The sequence below is a fragment of the Streptomyces sp. V4I8 genome (assembly GCF_041261225.1).
GTDB lineage: Bacteria > Actinomycetota > Actinomycetes > Streptomycetales > Streptomycetaceae > Streptomyces.
This window is the reverse complement of the sequence record NZ_JBGCCN010000001.1, coordinates 5,632,092-5,645,747: the sequence shown is the minus strand read 5'-3', so window position 1 is coordinate 5,645,747 and position 13,656 is coordinate 5,632,092. Positions and strand designations below refer to the sequence as shown.

Sequence of the window (13,656 nt, the reverse complement as noted above, 5' to 3'; positions counted from 1 at the left end):
CGTCACACCCGGCCCCCGAACAACGCCACCAGCCCCTGGTCCAGCTCCGCCCCCACCGTCTCCTCGCCCGGTGCGATCGCGGCGTAGGTGCGGGCCAGGAAGCGGTACAGGTCGGTGGTGGCGAACCGGAGCATCGCCGTGCCCGCCGGTGAGTGGAACTCCACGTACGTGTGGGACGACCCGCACGGCCGGACCCGTATGGTGCCGAGCCCGGCGGGGGTGTGCAGGCCCTCGCTCAGCAGTACCCGGGCGAACGTCCAGGTCGCGGCCTCGCCGTCGAGCGTGACATGGGGCGGGAAGTCGAGGTGCACGGCCAGCGGGTCGGCCGAGGTGTAGCGGAGGGTGGCGGGTATCGCGATGTCCTTGTCCGCGGCGGTGATCAGGCAGGCGCCGGTCGGCTGCTCCAGGGTGACGTGCATGGTCGGACTCCGATTCGGGGGGTGGCGGGGGCACCGGCCGGGTGGGGCCGTTGTGCGGGATGCTCCTGTGAGACCGCCCGAGGGGCCGCTGTATTACGCCACTTCAGCAGCCTTTTCCTGTAACGCGCGTCACGTTCCCCTCCCGCCCCCGGCGCCTCCCCGGGTAATCCCTGGCCCCGCGTCCCCCCGCACGGCTACGGTCCCCGGATGGAGATTCTGCGATACGTGGCTTTCAGCAGCGATCCCGCGGGAGGCAACCCGGCGGGTGTGGTGCTCGACGCCACCGGGGTCGACGACAAGGCGATGCTGGCGACGGCCGCCGACGTCGGCTACTCGGAGTCGGCGTTCGTGGTGCCGTCCGCCGACGGCACGCTGGACGTGCGGTACTTCAGCCCGCTGGCCGAGGTGCCGTTCTGCGGCCACGCGACGATCGCCACGGCCGTCGCCTACGCGGAACGGCACGGCACCGGCCGCCTGTCGCTGCGTACCCAGGCGGGTCCGGTCACCGTGACGACCGACCGGACGGCGGACGGCGCCGTGGTGGCGACCCTGGTGAGCGTGGCGCCGCGTACGACGCCGATCGGCGAGGCCCAACTGGCCGAACTGCTGGCGATCCTGGGCTGGTCCGCCGAGGACCTCGACCCGCAGCTGCCGCCGCGTGTGGCGTTCGCCGGGGCCTGGCACCCGGTCATCGCCACCGCGAGCCGGGAGCGGCTGGCCGAACTGGACTACGACATGGCCGCGCTCGCCGACCTCATGGCCCGCGAGGACTGGACCACCGTCGACCTGGTCCGGCGGGAGTCCGCCACGGTCTTCCACGCCCGCAACCCGTTCCCGCCCGGCGGCGTGGTCGAGGACCCGGCCACGGGTGCGGCGGCGGCCGCGTTCGGCGGCTATCTGCGCGAGCTCGAACTCGTCGCCCCGCCAGCCACCCTGACGATCCATCAGGGCGCGGAGATGGGCAGGCCGAGCACGATCACGGTGACGGTGCCGGCTGAGGCGGGCACGGGCATCGGGGTGACCGGCACGGCCGTACGGATCTGAGCCGGCGTAACCGGGCCGGCGTAACCGGGCCGGCGTAACCGGGCCGGCGTAACCGGGCCGGCGTAACGGACTGACGGAACGGACTGACGGACCCGGGCTACTGCCGCTGGGCGGGCCGCATCCCCAGCGGCCCCCCGATCTCCTGCTCCATGACCCTCCCGGCCTCGAACTCGAGGGTCTCGTCGCCCATCACGCCCTGGTCCGTGTCCAGACCGTCCAGCTCCTCCAGGGGCTGGTTCAGACGGATGTGGGCCAGGATCGAGTGCAGGGCGCGCAGGGTCGCCGAGGCGGTCGTGCCCCAGTTGGAGAAGTAGGAGAACTGCCACCACCACAGGGCCTCCGTGGTGCGGCCCGCGCGGTAGTGGGCCATGCCGTGGCGGAGGTCGGTGATGACGTCGGCCAGGTCGTCGGAGATCCGGGCCGGGACGGGGGCCTTGCGGGGCTCGTAGGGGTCGAAGACCTCGGAGTAGACGTCCACCGGGTCCAGCAGGCGGGCGAGGTTCTCGCGGAGTTCGTCGACGTCGGGCTCCGGGCCCAGGTCGGGCTCGTAGCGCTCGTCGGGGAGGATGTCCTCGTGGGCGCCCAAGCGGCCGCCGGCCAGGAGGAGTTGGGAGACCTCCAGGAGGAGGAAGGGCACGGTCGAGCCCGGCTCGTCGCCCTTCGCGACCTCCGTGACGGCGACCAGGAAGCTCTCGATCTGGTCCGAGATCTGGACCGCGAAGTCGTCCGGGTCCGGCTCGGTCGCGTGCAGCGTGGCGTCAGACATCTAGGAGTCGTCTCCCCTCGAAGGCGCGGCCGAGGGTGACCTCGTCCGCGTATTCCAGGTCCCCACCCACCGGGAGGCCGCTGGCCAGGCGGGTGACCTTCAGGCCCATGGGCTTGATCATGCGTGCGAGGTACGTGGCCGTGGCCTCGCCCTCGAGATTCGGGTCGGTGGCCAGGATCAGCTCCGTGACCGTCCCGTCGGCCAACCGCGCGAGAAGTTCTCGTATCCGCAGGTCGTCCGGTCCGACACCCTCGATCGGGCTGATCGCGCCGCCGAGGACGTGGTAACGGCCGCGGAACTCGCGGGTCCGCTCGATCGCCACGACGTCCTTCGGCTCCTCGACCACGCAGATGACCGCCGGGTCGCGGCGCGTGTCCCGGCAGATGCTGCACAGGTCCTCCTGCGCCACATTGCCGCACGTCGCGCAGAAGCGGACCTTCGCCTTGACCTCCATCAGGGCCTGGGCGAGACGCCGTACGTCCGTGGGTTCCGCCTGCAGGATGTGGAAAGCGATCCGCTGCGCGCTCTTGGGACCGACGCCGGGCAGCCGTCCCAGCTCGTCGATGAGGTCCTGGACCACGCCTTCGTACAACGGACTGCCGTCCTTCCTGGGGGTTCCTTACGGTACGTACGGTAGTTGGCGGCGGCCCGTCTTAGAAAGGCACGCCGGGGAACACCTGAAACGTCCGTGACGTCAGAAGGGCAGGCCCGGGATGCCGCTGCCGCCGCCCAGGCCCTGGGCCAGCGGGCCCAGCTTCTGCTGCTGGAGCGTCTGCGCGTTCTCGTTGGCCGCCTGTACGGCCGCGATGACCAGGTCGGCGAGGGTCTCGGTGTCCTCGGGGTCCACCGCCTTCGGGTCGATCTTGAGCGCCCTGAGTTCGCCGGAGCCCGTCACGGTGGCCTTCACCAGGCCGCCGCCCGCCTGGCCTTCGACCTCCGTCTGAGCCAGTTCCTCCTGCGCCCTCGCCAGGTCCTGCTGCATCTTCTGGGCCTGCTGGAGCAGCTGCTGCATGTTGGGCTGGCCACCACCGGGGATCACGATCAGCTCCTTGCTTATTACGGGGTCTGTACGGGGTTTCCGCTGGGTTTCCCGTTCAGCACGAGCCTACGTGGTCCGGGCAGCCGTCGCCCCAGCACTCTTTCGAGTGAGAAGAACTGGAGTCCTATACCTGATCAAGACCCTCTTCTGGGCGGAAAAGAGGCGAAAGGCATCTCTTCGACACCCATTGGGCGGTAGGAAGGGTCCGGCGCGTCAGCCTCAGGTGTTGCATGACGTTCCGTGCGCCGCGGGGGTCGTACCCGCCTCGTACGCGAGGTCACGCACCGTGATCAGTAGGGAGTGCCGGGTGGTTCAGCCGGAGATGCAGCCCGACAGGTCGCCGCGGGACAGGCGGGGTGGTGAGGGGACGGCCGGACCACGGCCGGGCGATCTGACGGGGCGGGCGTTTCCGCTCGGGGACTGGGGAGAGCCCGCGGTACGGCTGCACGAGCTGTACCGGTGGGTGGAGCGCGGGGCGCTGGACACGGCGGCGTGGTATCTCGCGGACCGGGTGTGGAAGCGGCGGGGGGCACGGGCGCTGCGGGGCGGTGCGGCGGCGGGGGCGGTCGTCGGGGCCGCGCTGCCGCTGCTGGATCTGACGGGGGTCGCGAGCGGGGTGGCGCCGTGGGGGTATCTGGCGCTGCTGCTGGCGGTGGCGTGTATGGCGGTCGACCGGTTCTTCGGGGTGACGTCGGGGTGGATAAGGGACGTCGCCACGGCTCAGGCGGTGCAGCGGCGGCTGCAGATGCTGCAGTTCGACTGGGCGACGGAGAGTGTGCGGGAGGTGCTGGGGCCGGCCGAGGGGACGGCGAGCGAGGCGGCCGAGCGGTGTCTGGGGGTGCTGCGGCGGTTCTCGGAGGATGTGAGCGAGCTGGTGCGGGCGGAGACGGCGGACTGGATGGTGGAGTTCCGGACGGGGTCCGCGCCGCTGGGGATCCAGTCGGCGATGGCCGGGGGGACTCGGCAGGACGTGGGGGCGGGGCAGGGGCGGTTCGGCGTGCCACCGGCGAACGGGACGCGGCCCAACATGCCTCGGCAGCGGCCGCCGGAGCCTCGGTGAGGGCTTCTTCCGCCCCCGCCAGGGGGATGGGACCCCCGCTCCTCAAACGCCGGAGGGGCTGAGGTCCACGCACAGCCTCAGGCCCACCGGCGTACCGCACGGCAGCTGGCCCCGGGTGCGGATCACCTGGCGGCTGCTCTCCTTGTCCAGGTAGGCGAGGAAGCCGGCGGTGAGGGAGTCGTCGGAGGGGGTGCCGTAGGTGTAGGCGTACTCGATGTCGCGGTACGGGTAGGTGCCGGCGCCGCGTTCGATCTCGTCGACGTCGGCGCGGTCGCCGTCGAGGGGGACCGTGCGTAGGCCCTTGTGCCCGGCGGCGACGCTCAGCTCGCTGTAGCCGAGGGCGCCGGGCTGCTCGGCGACCTTGTCCAGGACGTCGTTCGTGCCGGCGAGTTCGCACCGGGTCACGGCGGTGACGGTGCCCCGGGGCGGCCGGCAGTCCAGGGAGGTGCTCTGGGCCTGCTCCCACTCCCCCAGCACGCGGTCCTGGAAGACCTGCCGCGTCCCCGAACTGTCGCTGCGGCTGACGAGGACGATGGGCAGGTCGGCGGTCGCCTTGTCGGTGGTGCCAGTGGGGAGCACCTCGCCCCAGCGCTTGTACCGGCCCTGGTAGATGTCCCGCACCTGCCGCACCGACAGGCCGTCCGGCCCGAGGTCGAGCCCGTCGTTGACGACCAGCGTGAAGACGGACAGCGCGACCTTCTTCCCCTTCAGTCCGAGGCGGTCGCCCAGCGGGCCGTCGGAGAACGCGATCACGTTCCGCGCGCTCGGCTTCGACCGGTCGGCCAGGGCGGCGAGCTCGGCGACGCCGGCCTCGCTGCCGCGCGTCTCGACGTGGATCTCGGCGCCCGCGCACTTGCGCTCGTAACTCTTCGCCAGCGTCTCGATCACCGGCTCGAAGGCGGTCGAGCCGATCGCCGTCACCTCGCCCGTCTCACACTCGATCGGATTGCCGTCCCGGAAGACGACGATGCCCGCGAGCGCGAGGACGGAGAGGGTGAGCAGTCCGGTGAAGATCCTGGCGGGGAGGCTGAACACCGGCGGCATGTCGTCCGGTGTCGCACTGCGGTTGGGGTGCACCTCGCCGTCCCGGAGGCCGCCGCGCAGCCGGATCTCCGCGCCCACGTCGCCGCCGGAGAGCATCACCAGCAGTTTGTAGTGGTCGCCGGGGTTGAGCGGGACGCGCGGGATGCGCAGCCGGTTGCCCTCGTAGCCGAAGCCGCGTTGCGCGGTGAAGTGGTCCATCAGATGGTCGATGTCGGTCGGCTGGGTGACCGAGACACCCCGGATGGTGCGGTCGGTGAACACCGCGGTGAGGCCATGGGGTTCGGGGCCGGTGTAGTCGTCGCGGTCGATGCTCTGCGAGCCGTCGTTCTCGACGCGCAGCAGCACGAGGGTCGCGTCGTCCATGTCCGCGTCGAAGAGACCGAGCCGGACGTTGGCCCGGCCCGAACGCACGTCGTCACCTATCGGGTTGTCCATCTGGACGCGATAGCCGATGCGCTTCCTGCGCGGCACGCGCCGCTCGTACCAGACCATGACGCCCGACGCGACGACACCGAGCACCGCCGTACCGATGGCCACGATGTTCTCTGTGCTCAGCCACTCCACCGGGGTCACAGTAGGCTTGCGCGACCTCAACAGCCGTACGTGTACGGATACTTGGGGTTACTGTCTGGTGTACGTCAGCTTCTCCCCGCTGCTCGTGTTCACCCGCTCCAGCCTGCCGTCCGGCAGCAGCGTGATCTCGGTGGCCTCGCCGGGGGAGCAGGAGGTGGCGGGCTCGCCGGACGTGACCGTGGAGGGGCCGATCGCCAACGGCCCGTCCCCGTCGGGTGCTTCGGTGAGCGTCGCCTCGAACTCGCAGTGGTAGGTGCCGCTGCCGGCGGGACCGTCGGCGACGAGGGAGAGCACCTTGTCGCCCACCTCGCCCTGCCGGATGGTCAGCCGGCGTGAGTTCTCGCCGGTGGCGTTGTCGATCGAGGCCGTCCAGGTGCCCAGGTACCGGGTCGGGACCGCGCCGTCCGCGGGTGCGGTGTCCGTCGGGCTCGGGGAGGTGGCCGGGTCGGTCGGACCGGAGGTCGTGGGCTCGGTCGGGGAGTGGGTCGCGGTGTTGGGACCGCCCGTCGGACCGCCGCCCGCGCTGTCGTCCCCGCCGCCGTTCATGAGGGCGTACACCGAACCACCGGCGGCGAGCGCGACGACCAGCGCGACGAGGACGAGCACCACCGTCGAACGTCCGCTGCGGTGGGGGGCTTCGGGCGGGGGCGCGGGGAGATACGGCCCGGGTGGGCCGTAGGGCGGGGTGGGGCCGTACGGCGGATTCGGGCCGTACGCGGGGGCGGGGCCGTAGGGCGGGTTCGGGTCGGCGGGGGGATAGCCGTACCCCGGCTGCTGCGGGTGCTGCGAAGGCTGCGGGTGCTGTTGCGGGGAGCCGTACGCCGGGTGGGCCGGGGTTCCGCCGGGGGCGGCGGCCTCTCCGAAGGGGCCGCCCGGAGGGGTGCCCGGGCCCGGCGGCGGTGGGGTCGGACCGCTCTGGGCCGCGGCCACGGTGGGGAGTTGGTCCGGCGGCGTCGCCGCGGCGGCCGGAGCGTGCTCGGGAGAGGCCGCGGGGGTCGGCTCGGCGGAACCAGGTGCACCGCCGGAACCGGGCGAACCCGGATGCCCGGGGCCGGATGAACCAGGTGAACCGTGGGCACCGGAGCCCGCCGCCCCCGGGCCGCCGTCGCGCACTGGGGTCGCCGCACCCCCGGCCTCTGCCGGACCGGCCGGCCCCATCGAACCGGCCGGACCCACCGAACCGTTCGGCCCCACCGGACCCACCGGATCCTCCGTGTCCAGCAACCGCACCGCATGCCGCCCCAACTGCGCCACCAGCGCGCTCGGCAGCCACGGGTCCCGGGACCGGCCGCCGGAGACGGTGTCCTCGGCGCCCGTGCGCTCCAGGATCCGGTCCATCGTCGGCCGGGCGCCGGGGTCCTTCCGAAGGCAGTCCCGCACGAGGTCGGCGATCCCCTCGGGCACGCCCTCCAGATCGGGCTCCTCCTGGGCGATCCGGAACATCAAGGCGTGCGCGCCGCTGTCGACGGAGCCGAAGGGCAGCTTGCCGGTCGCGGCGTACGCGAGCACCGAGCCCAGGCAGAACACGTCGCACGCGGGCGTGATCCGGTCCCCGCGCACCTGCTCGGGCGCCATGAACCCCGGCGATCCGACCAGCGCGCCGGTGCGCGTGAGCCCGCTCTCGCCCACGGTCTCCAGCGCACGGGCGATCCCGAAGTCGATGACGCGCGGGCCGTCGATGGTGACCAGCACATTGGACGGTTTCAGATCCCGGTGCACGATCCCCGCGGCATGGATGTCCTTGAGCGCGTGCGCGAGGCCCGCCGCCAGGATCCGTACCGACCGCTCGGGCAACGCCCCGTGGTCACGCCCGACGACCTGCTGCAGGCTGGGCCCGGCGACATACCCGGTGGCGACCCAGGGCACCTCGGCCTCGGTGTCCGCGTCGAGCACCGGCGCGGTCCAGAACCCGCCGACCTGCCGCGCCGCCTGCACCTCCTGCCGGAACCGGGCGCGGAACTCCTCCTGCGCGGCCAGCTCCCGCCGTACGAGTTTCACGGCGACGGTACGGCCGCGCTCGGAGCGGGCGAGATAGACGTCCCCCATGCCGCCCGCCCCCAGCCGCGCCAGCAGCCGATACGCCCCGATCTGCTGCGGATCACCCGATCCCAGCTTCTCCATCGCACGCCCCCAACCCCGCTCACGCAGGCCCCCGCCTGCGCCACGGCCCCACGATAGTGCGGCATATGGGGAGGTGAGCGGGTCGGCGTCTACGGTTCCGTAACAGGTGCGGCGATCCCGTCGAGCACCTTCGACATCCGTTCCAGGACGCGTACGGCCTCGGCGAGTTCCGCCTCCCCGTAGGCCTCCGCCAGCCGGTCCGCGAAGGCCGCGTGGCCGGGGTCGATGCGGGAGATCGCCGCCAGGCCCTCCCGCGTGGGGGCGAGGAGCTTGGCGCGGCGGTGGGCCGGGTTGGGCCGGTACTCGGCGAGGCCCTTGTCCACCAGCAGGTCGGCGATGCGCTGCACGCTCTGCCGGGTGATGCCCATGGCGCGGGCGATGCCGGAGACGGGGAGGGGTTCGCCGAGGACTGCCCCGAGCATCTGCCACCAGGCCGCCGTGAGCCCGGCGGGCTTGGCCAACTCCTCGGCGACCGCGAGGAACTGGCCGTTGAGCCGGAAGACACCGAGCGCGCTGCGGCTGAGCAGAGCCTGTCGCTCCTGGCTCACAGCGCACCGGCCTTCTCGAGTACGGCGTACGCCTCGGCGTCGGAGTCGTGGAACAGGCGGTACCAGGCGTCGACGGCCTCGTCGTCGTACACGTGCAGGAGCCGCAGGATCTCCCGGGCGAAGGCGACGGGTTCGGTGGGACCGGCGGTGACGAGCCCGCCGTCGGTGACGGCGTCGGCCTCGGCATACCGCTCGCCGCCGCCGTAGCCGGTCGCGGCCAGGTAGAAGGAGACCGCGCTGGTGTGGGTGCGGTCGTCGAGCAGCCCTTCGCGGGCCAGTCCGGCCGTGGCCCCGCAGATCGCGGCGACGGGCACGCCGGCGTCGAGGAACTCCCGCGCCTTGCGGGCGAAGGGGGCGAGGTCGTCGCCGGCGTCCCAGAGGTCGGCCCCCGGGAGGATCAGCAGGGAGGCGTCGGACGGTCGTACGTCGTCCAGGGCCAGGTCGGGCTGGATGCGCAGGCCGCCGACGGTGGTGACGGGCTCGCGGGTCGGGCCGACGGTGCGGATCTCGTACCCGGCCCGGGCCAGCTGTGCGGTGGCGTGGCCGGGCTCCCAGTCGGCGAGGGTGTCGTAGACGGCGAGGTAGACGGGCTTGCGGATGCTTGCGGTGGTGCCAACGGTGCCGGTGGCAGTGGCAGTGGTGCCGCTCATGGCTCCTCCTGGGACCTCGAAGATGACAATATACTGTCATCAAGACAGCTTGCTGTCAATGGCTTTCATGTGTGCCCCTCCCTCCCCACGCCGCCTCTGTCGACAACCTGTCGCGGAAACCTCCCGACCACAGACATGACGCCGATACCTCGCCCACACCGCGCGCTCCTACGCTCGGCCACATGACCCCTCAGCCAGATCCCGAGGCCGGCGCCGCCGTGAAGGCCGCGGACCGTGCGCACGTGTTTCACTCCTGGTCCGCACAGGAGCTCATCGACCCGCTCGCCGTCGCCGGCGCGGAGGGGTCGTACTTCTGGGACTACGACGGCAGGCGCTACCTCGACTTCACCAGCGGACTCGTCTACACCAACATCGGCTACCAGCACCCGAAGGTCGTCGCCGCGATACAGGAGCAGGCCGCACACCTGACCACCTTCGCGCCCGCCTTCGCCATCGAGGCCCGGTCGGAGGCGGCGCGGCTGATCGCCGAGCGGACGCCGGGTGACCTGGACAAGATCTTCTTCACCAACGGCGGCGCGGACGCCGTGGAGCACGCGGTGCGGATGGCCCGGCTGCACACGGGCCGCCCGAAGGTGCTGGCGGCGTACCGGTCGTATCACGGCGGCACCCAGCAGGCCGTGAACATCACCGGGGACCCGCGCCGCTGGGCCTCAGACAGCGCCGCGGCCGGTGTCGTGCACTTCTGGGCGCCCTTCCTCTACCGCTCCCGCTTCTACGCCGAGACCGAGGAGCAGGAGTGCGCGCGGGCCCTGGAGCATCTGGAGACGACGATCGCCTTCGAAGGGCCCTCGACCGTCGCCGCGATCATCCTCGAGACGATTCCGGGGACGGCGGGGATCATGCTGCCGCCGCCCGGCTATCTGGCCGGCGTGCGCGAGATCTGCGACAAGTACGGGATCGTCTTCATCCTGGACGAGGTCATGGCGGGGTTCGGGCGGGCCGGTGAGTGGTTCGCGGCGGATCTGTACGACGTCACCCCCGACCTGCTGACCTTCGCGAAGGGCGTGAACTCCGGGTATGTGCCGCTGGGCGGTGTGGCCATCTCGGGCGCCGTCGCGGAATCGTTCGCGAAGCGGCCCTACCCGGGCGGTCTGACGTACTCGGGCCATCCGCTGGCCTGCGCGGCCGCCGTCGCGACGATCAACGTCATGGCCGAGGAGGGCGTCGTCGAGAACGCCGCACGACTGGGCGCGGACGTGGTCGGGCCGGGGCTGCGTGAGCTGGCCGAGCGGCACCCTTGCGTCGGTGAGGTGCGGGGCGTCGGCATGTTCTGGGCGGTCGAGCTGGTGAGGAACCGGGAGACCCGTGAGCCGCTGGTGCCGTACAACGCGGCGGGCGATGCGAACGCTCCCATGGCGGCGTTCGGCTCCGCCGCGAAGGCGGGGGGCGTCTGGCCGTTCATCAACATGAACCGCACCCATGTAGTACCGCCGTGCAACGCGACCGAGGCCGAGCTGAAGGAGGGCCTGGCCGTGCTGGACGCCGCGCTGGCCGTGGCGGACGAGTACACGGCACCGTAGAGGCTGGTTCTCAGCCCGTCCGGCGTTTGAGGACGAGGCCCCTTCAGGGCCGAAGCGGGGGTCTGGGGGCGGGGCCCCCAGGGCTGGGACGGGCAGGGGCGGCGGGGGCGAAAAGATCTTGGCCGTCGCGGAAACATCCCCCGGAACCCGAACGCGTAAGGTGGCGTGCTCGTAGACATATACGTGTACGCACAGACACAGGCACGCCACCTCATCGCGACGACGGGAGACGCCCCGACCATGCCCGGCACCGGCGGCAACGGCTCCGTGACGCGGAGCACCCTGCGGCAGCAGATCGCGGACGCGCTGCGCGACGAGGTGCTGGCCGGGCGGCTCCAGGCAGGCCGGGAGTTCACCGTCAAGGAGATCGCCGAGCAGTACGGGGTGTCCGCGACCCCCGTCCGCGAAGCGCTCGTCGACCTCTCCGCACAGGGACTCCTCGAAGCCGACCAGCACCGCGGCTTCCGCGTGCACGAGTACTCCGTGGCGGACTACCGCGGCATCATCGAGGCCCGCGGCCTGGTCACCACCGGCATGTTCCAGGTCCTGGCCGACGACACGGCCCGCCACCGGGACCCGGACGACCCCCGAGTCCACGACGCCGTCGTCGGGGTGCGCCGCCGCGCCGAGGAGGCCCAGCGCGCCGCCACGGCGGGCGACCTCACCGTGCTCATCGGCTACGACCTGCGCTTCTGGCGTGAGCTCGGCGCCCTCTTCGGCAACGCCTACCTCTCCGACTTCCTGCACCGGCTGCGGGTGCAGTCCTGGGTCTGCGCGGTCCAGCATCTGCGCCACCTCGACGATCTGCGCGGCCATCTGTGGTGCCGGCACACCGACCTGGTCGACGCCCTGATGCGCCGCGACCTGCTCGCGGCCCGCGCGATCATCGCCGAACACGACGCGGACTCGCTCGCCCTGATCGAGCGCCTGGCGGGCGGGTGAGCCACGAGCGGGAGCCGGCGGAGACCCTTGAGGTCCCGTCCCCCTCACCCCCCTCACCCTGCTCGCCGGGCCCGCGGTCAGCCTCAGCCTGGTCATGACGCTGGGCCTCGCCGCCACCGCGGCCGCCTGGTACCAGCTGATCGTCAAGCACGTCGTACGGGGCCGGATCGCGGCGTTCCTCGGCGCGTCCCTGGCCGCCTTCGCACCGCCCATGGTCAGCCACGCGCACGCGCACCCGAACTTCGTCGTCCTCTTCATGATCCCGCTGATCATCGACCGCGCCCTGCGCCTGTGCGCGGGCTGCTGACGGCCCAGTCGCCGCGGACGCGCCACGCCGGCCTGCTGGGCGTCGGCCTCGCCCTGCTCCCCCTCGTACCCGCCCCGCTCAAGGCCGTCGACCGCGTCGAGGTGCCCGCCTTCATCGCGGACGGGACCTGGGCGTCGTACGTCCGCGAGGGCGAGTCGCTCGTGCCGGTGCCGCTGCCGGATCCGGGCGACGCGGAGGCGCTGCACTGGCAGATCGAGGCCGACCTCGGCTTCAAGCTCCCCGGCGGCTACTTCAACGGGCCCTACGGCGACGAACGGGTCGGCATCTACGGCGCCGAGCCCCGCTTCACCTCCAACCTGCTGCGGGACGTACGCGACTCGGGCGAGGTCCCGCCGGTCAACGAGTCCTGGCGGGAGCAGGCCCGGGTGGACCTGGCGTACTGGAAGGCGGGCGTCCTGGTGCTGGCTCCGCAGCCGAACGACGGCGCCCTGCGGGAGACCGTGCGGAAGCTGGTGGGCGGCCCGGGGAGGTGGGTGGACGGAGTGTGGGTATGGGACCTGCACGAGCGGGGACTTGGCTGAGGTCCGTACCGAGGGGGTACGCCCCCGAGCCGCACCGATTACCCTGCCCTGACCGACGTGCTATGCGAGGAGCCCTCTTTTGGCCTGTGACCTGTGGCTGGTACCGCTTGTCGACGTGTTGTGCCACACCCCCGACAACCCCTTCGCCGAGGAACTCGCGCAATACAACAAGGTGCTCGCCGAGGCCGGGCTGCCGCCGGTTCCGGTGTACCAGTACATGCCGGGCCTGTCCGGCGACGTCGCCCCGGTCGCGGGCTTCGACTACGACGCGCTGCACTTCCTGCGCCGCGCGTATCTGCTCCAGGTCTGCGGTCTGCCGGTGACCCCGGTCGACGATCTGGGCGGCGACTACGAACAGCTCCTGGAGATGTTCGAGACCACGGCCAAGCAGTCGCACCTGGTCTGGCACTACGACCACGCGGGCGCCTACGTCCCCGTCGACTTCCCGAGCCCGCTCTCCAGCGACGAGCTCCTGGCGGGCGGCGGCCCGTTGGGCTCCTCCCAGGCGCTCCTGCGCGAGCTGGAACTCGTGGCCCCGGTCATCGGCATCGACCCGGCCAACCCCCCCGGCGGCCCCCCAGGCTCCGCTCGCCCCCACCGCCCTGGAGGAGCCGGCCGTCCCCGCCCCCTACGACCCGAGCCCCTTCGCCCGTGAACGGCATGTGTGGCTGGGACTGCACGCGGCGGCGACGCGGAGCCTGGCGCAGGGCTCGATGATCGTGTTCAGCTGATCTTCAGCTGGGCCAGGCCCTTCTGCACGTCCTCGGCGTTCATCACCGGCGTGTAGTCGACCTTGGCTCCCAGCTCGAAGAACAGCGGTTCGGCGATCGCCGGCATCTGGGAGGGCTCCTTCAGGTCGAAGAAGAGGAACATCGTGCGAAGCCCGCTCTCGGTGGTGAAGTAGGCCGCCTCAGGCTTGATCTTCTCCATGAGCTCCTGGATCACCTGAGGCAGCTTGCCATCACGGATGGCGTCGTTCCCCTTCTCCGTGTCGAGATTGGCCTTGAGCAGCACGCGCATGGCAGTCACCCTTTCGATCGCCCCCTGCGCCCTCACGCTA

13 protein-coding genes and 2 pseudogenes are annotated in these 13,656 nt (G+C 71.8%); 6 read left to right on the top strand and 9 right to left on the bottom strand.

Features of this window, described 5'->3' with window-relative positions; genetic code table 11:
* Positions 1-2: 2 nt before the first annotated feature.
* Positions 3-419, bottom strand: coding sequence for an SsgA family sporulation/cell division regulator (locus ABIE67_RS25715; RefSeq protein WP_370261747.1), 417 nt, complete (start codon positions 417-419; stop codon positions 3-5).
* Positions 420-626: 207 nt separating this feature from the next.
* Here ABIE67_RS25715 and ABIE67_RS25710 point away from each other — a divergent pair, with 207 nt between their 5' ends.
* On the top strand, positions 627-1,463 hold the full coding sequence (locus tag ABIE67_RS25710; RefSeq protein WP_370261745.1) for a PhzF family phenazine biosynthesis protein: 837 nt from the start codon (positions 627-629) through the stop codon (positions 1,461-1,463).
* Positions 1,464-1,560: 97 nt separating this feature from the next.
* Here ABIE67_RS25710 and ABIE67_RS25705 read toward each other — a convergent pair whose 3' ends face one another.
* The 3 genes from ABIE67_RS25705 to ABIE67_RS25695 all read right to left on the bottom strand — a co-directional run bounded on the left by ABIE67_RS25705 (position 1,561) and on the right by ABIE67_RS25695 (position 3,268).
* Complete coding sequence (locus ABIE67_RS25705) at positions 1,561-2,229, bottom strand: DUF5063 domain-containing protein (protein ID WP_370261742.1); 669 nt, start codon at positions 2,227-2,229, stop codon at positions 1,561-1,563.
* Entirely contained in the window at positions 2,222-2,821 is a 600-nt protein-coding gene (gene recR, locus ABIE67_RS25700) for a recombination mediator RecR (RefSeq protein WP_370261739.1), read from the bottom strand. Before recR ends, ABIE67_RS25705 begins: the two co-directional genes overlap by 8 nt.
* 102 nt (positions 2,822-2,923) lie before the next feature.
* Complete coding sequence (locus tag ABIE67_RS25695; protein WP_048585591.1) at positions 2,924-3,268, bottom strand: YbaB/EbfC family nucleoid-associated protein; 345 nt, start codon at positions 3,266-3,268, stop codon at positions 2,924-2,926.
* Positions 3,269-3,575: 307 nt separating this feature from the next.
* Between ABIE67_RS25695 and ABIE67_RS25690 the strand changes: the two genes are divergently transcribed.
* Positions 3,576-4,328, top strand: a complete 753-nt coding sequence (locus ABIE67_RS25690) for an SLATT domain-containing protein (RefSeq protein ID WP_370261736.1) — start codon at positions 3,576-3,578, stop codon at positions 4,326-4,328.
* A 42-nt stretch (positions 4,329-4,370) separates the two neighbouring features.
* Here ABIE67_RS25690 and ABIE67_RS25685 read toward each other — a convergent pair whose 3' ends face one another.
* The 4 genes from ABIE67_RS25685 to ABIE67_RS25670 all read right to left on the bottom strand — a co-directional run bounded on the left by ABIE67_RS25685 (position 4,371) and on the right by ABIE67_RS25670 (position 9,264).
* Complete coding sequence (locus tag ABIE67_RS25685; protein ID WP_370261734.1) at positions 4,371-5,936, bottom strand: PstS family phosphate ABC transporter substrate-binding protein; 1,566 nt, start codon at positions 5,934-5,936, stop codon at positions 4,371-4,373.
* Positions 5,937-5,993: 57 nt separating this feature from the next.
* Positions 5,994-8,066, bottom strand: a complete 2,073-nt coding sequence (locus ABIE67_RS25680) for a serine/threonine-protein kinase (RefSeq protein WP_370261732.1) — start codon at positions 8,064-8,066, stop codon at positions 5,994-5,996.
* Positions 8,067-8,155: 89 nt separating this feature from the next.
* On the bottom strand, positions 8,156-8,614 hold the full coding sequence (locus ABIE67_RS25675) for a MarR family winged helix-turn-helix transcriptional regulator (protein ID WP_370261730.1): 459 nt from the start codon (positions 8,612-8,614) through the stop codon (positions 8,156-8,158).
* The gene (locus ABIE67_RS25670) at positions 8,611-9,264 is read right to left on the bottom strand and encodes a type 1 glutamine amidotransferase family protein (RefSeq protein ID WP_370261728.1); all 654 of its coding nucleotides are present in this window, start codon (positions 9,262-9,264) and stop codon (positions 8,611-8,613) included. Before ABIE67_RS25670 ends, ABIE67_RS25675 begins: the two co-directional genes overlap by 4 nt.
* A gap of 182 nt (positions 9,265-9,446) precedes the next feature.
* Between ABIE67_RS25670 and ABIE67_RS25665 the strand changes: the two genes are divergently transcribed.
* From ABIE67_RS25665 to ABIE67_RS25650, 4 genes and pseudogenes are all read left to right on the top strand, one after another.
* A complete protein-coding gene (locus ABIE67_RS25665; protein ID WP_370261726.1) occupies positions 9,447-10,805 on the top strand; it encodes an aspartate aminotransferase family protein in 1,359 nt (452 codons plus the stop codon).
* A 240-nt stretch (positions 10,806-11,045) separates the two neighbouring features.
* Positions 11,046-11,747, top strand: a complete 702-nt coding sequence (locus ABIE67_RS25660; RefSeq protein ID WP_370268918.1) for a GntR family transcriptional regulator — start codon at positions 11,046-11,048, stop codon at positions 11,745-11,747.
* Between the two features lie 37 nt (positions 11,748-11,784).
* Positions 11,785-12,596 (top strand): annotated as a pseudogene (locus ABIE67_RS25655) (glycosyltransferase family 2 protein); the annotation flags it as partial.
* 79 nt (positions 12,597-12,675) lie between these two features.
* Positions 12,676-13,327: pseudogene (locus ABIE67_RS25650) on the top strand (hypothetical protein).
* Here the strand turns inward: ABIE67_RS25650 and ABIE67_RS25645 are convergent.
* On the bottom strand, positions 13,320-13,616 hold the full coding sequence (locus ABIE67_RS25645) for a hypothetical protein (protein WP_370261723.1): 297 nt from the start codon (positions 13,614-13,616) through the stop codon (positions 13,320-13,322). The pseudogene ABIE67_RS25650 and the gene ABIE67_RS25645 overlap by 8 nt on opposite strands.
* Positions 13,617-13,656 lie beyond the last annotated feature (40 nt).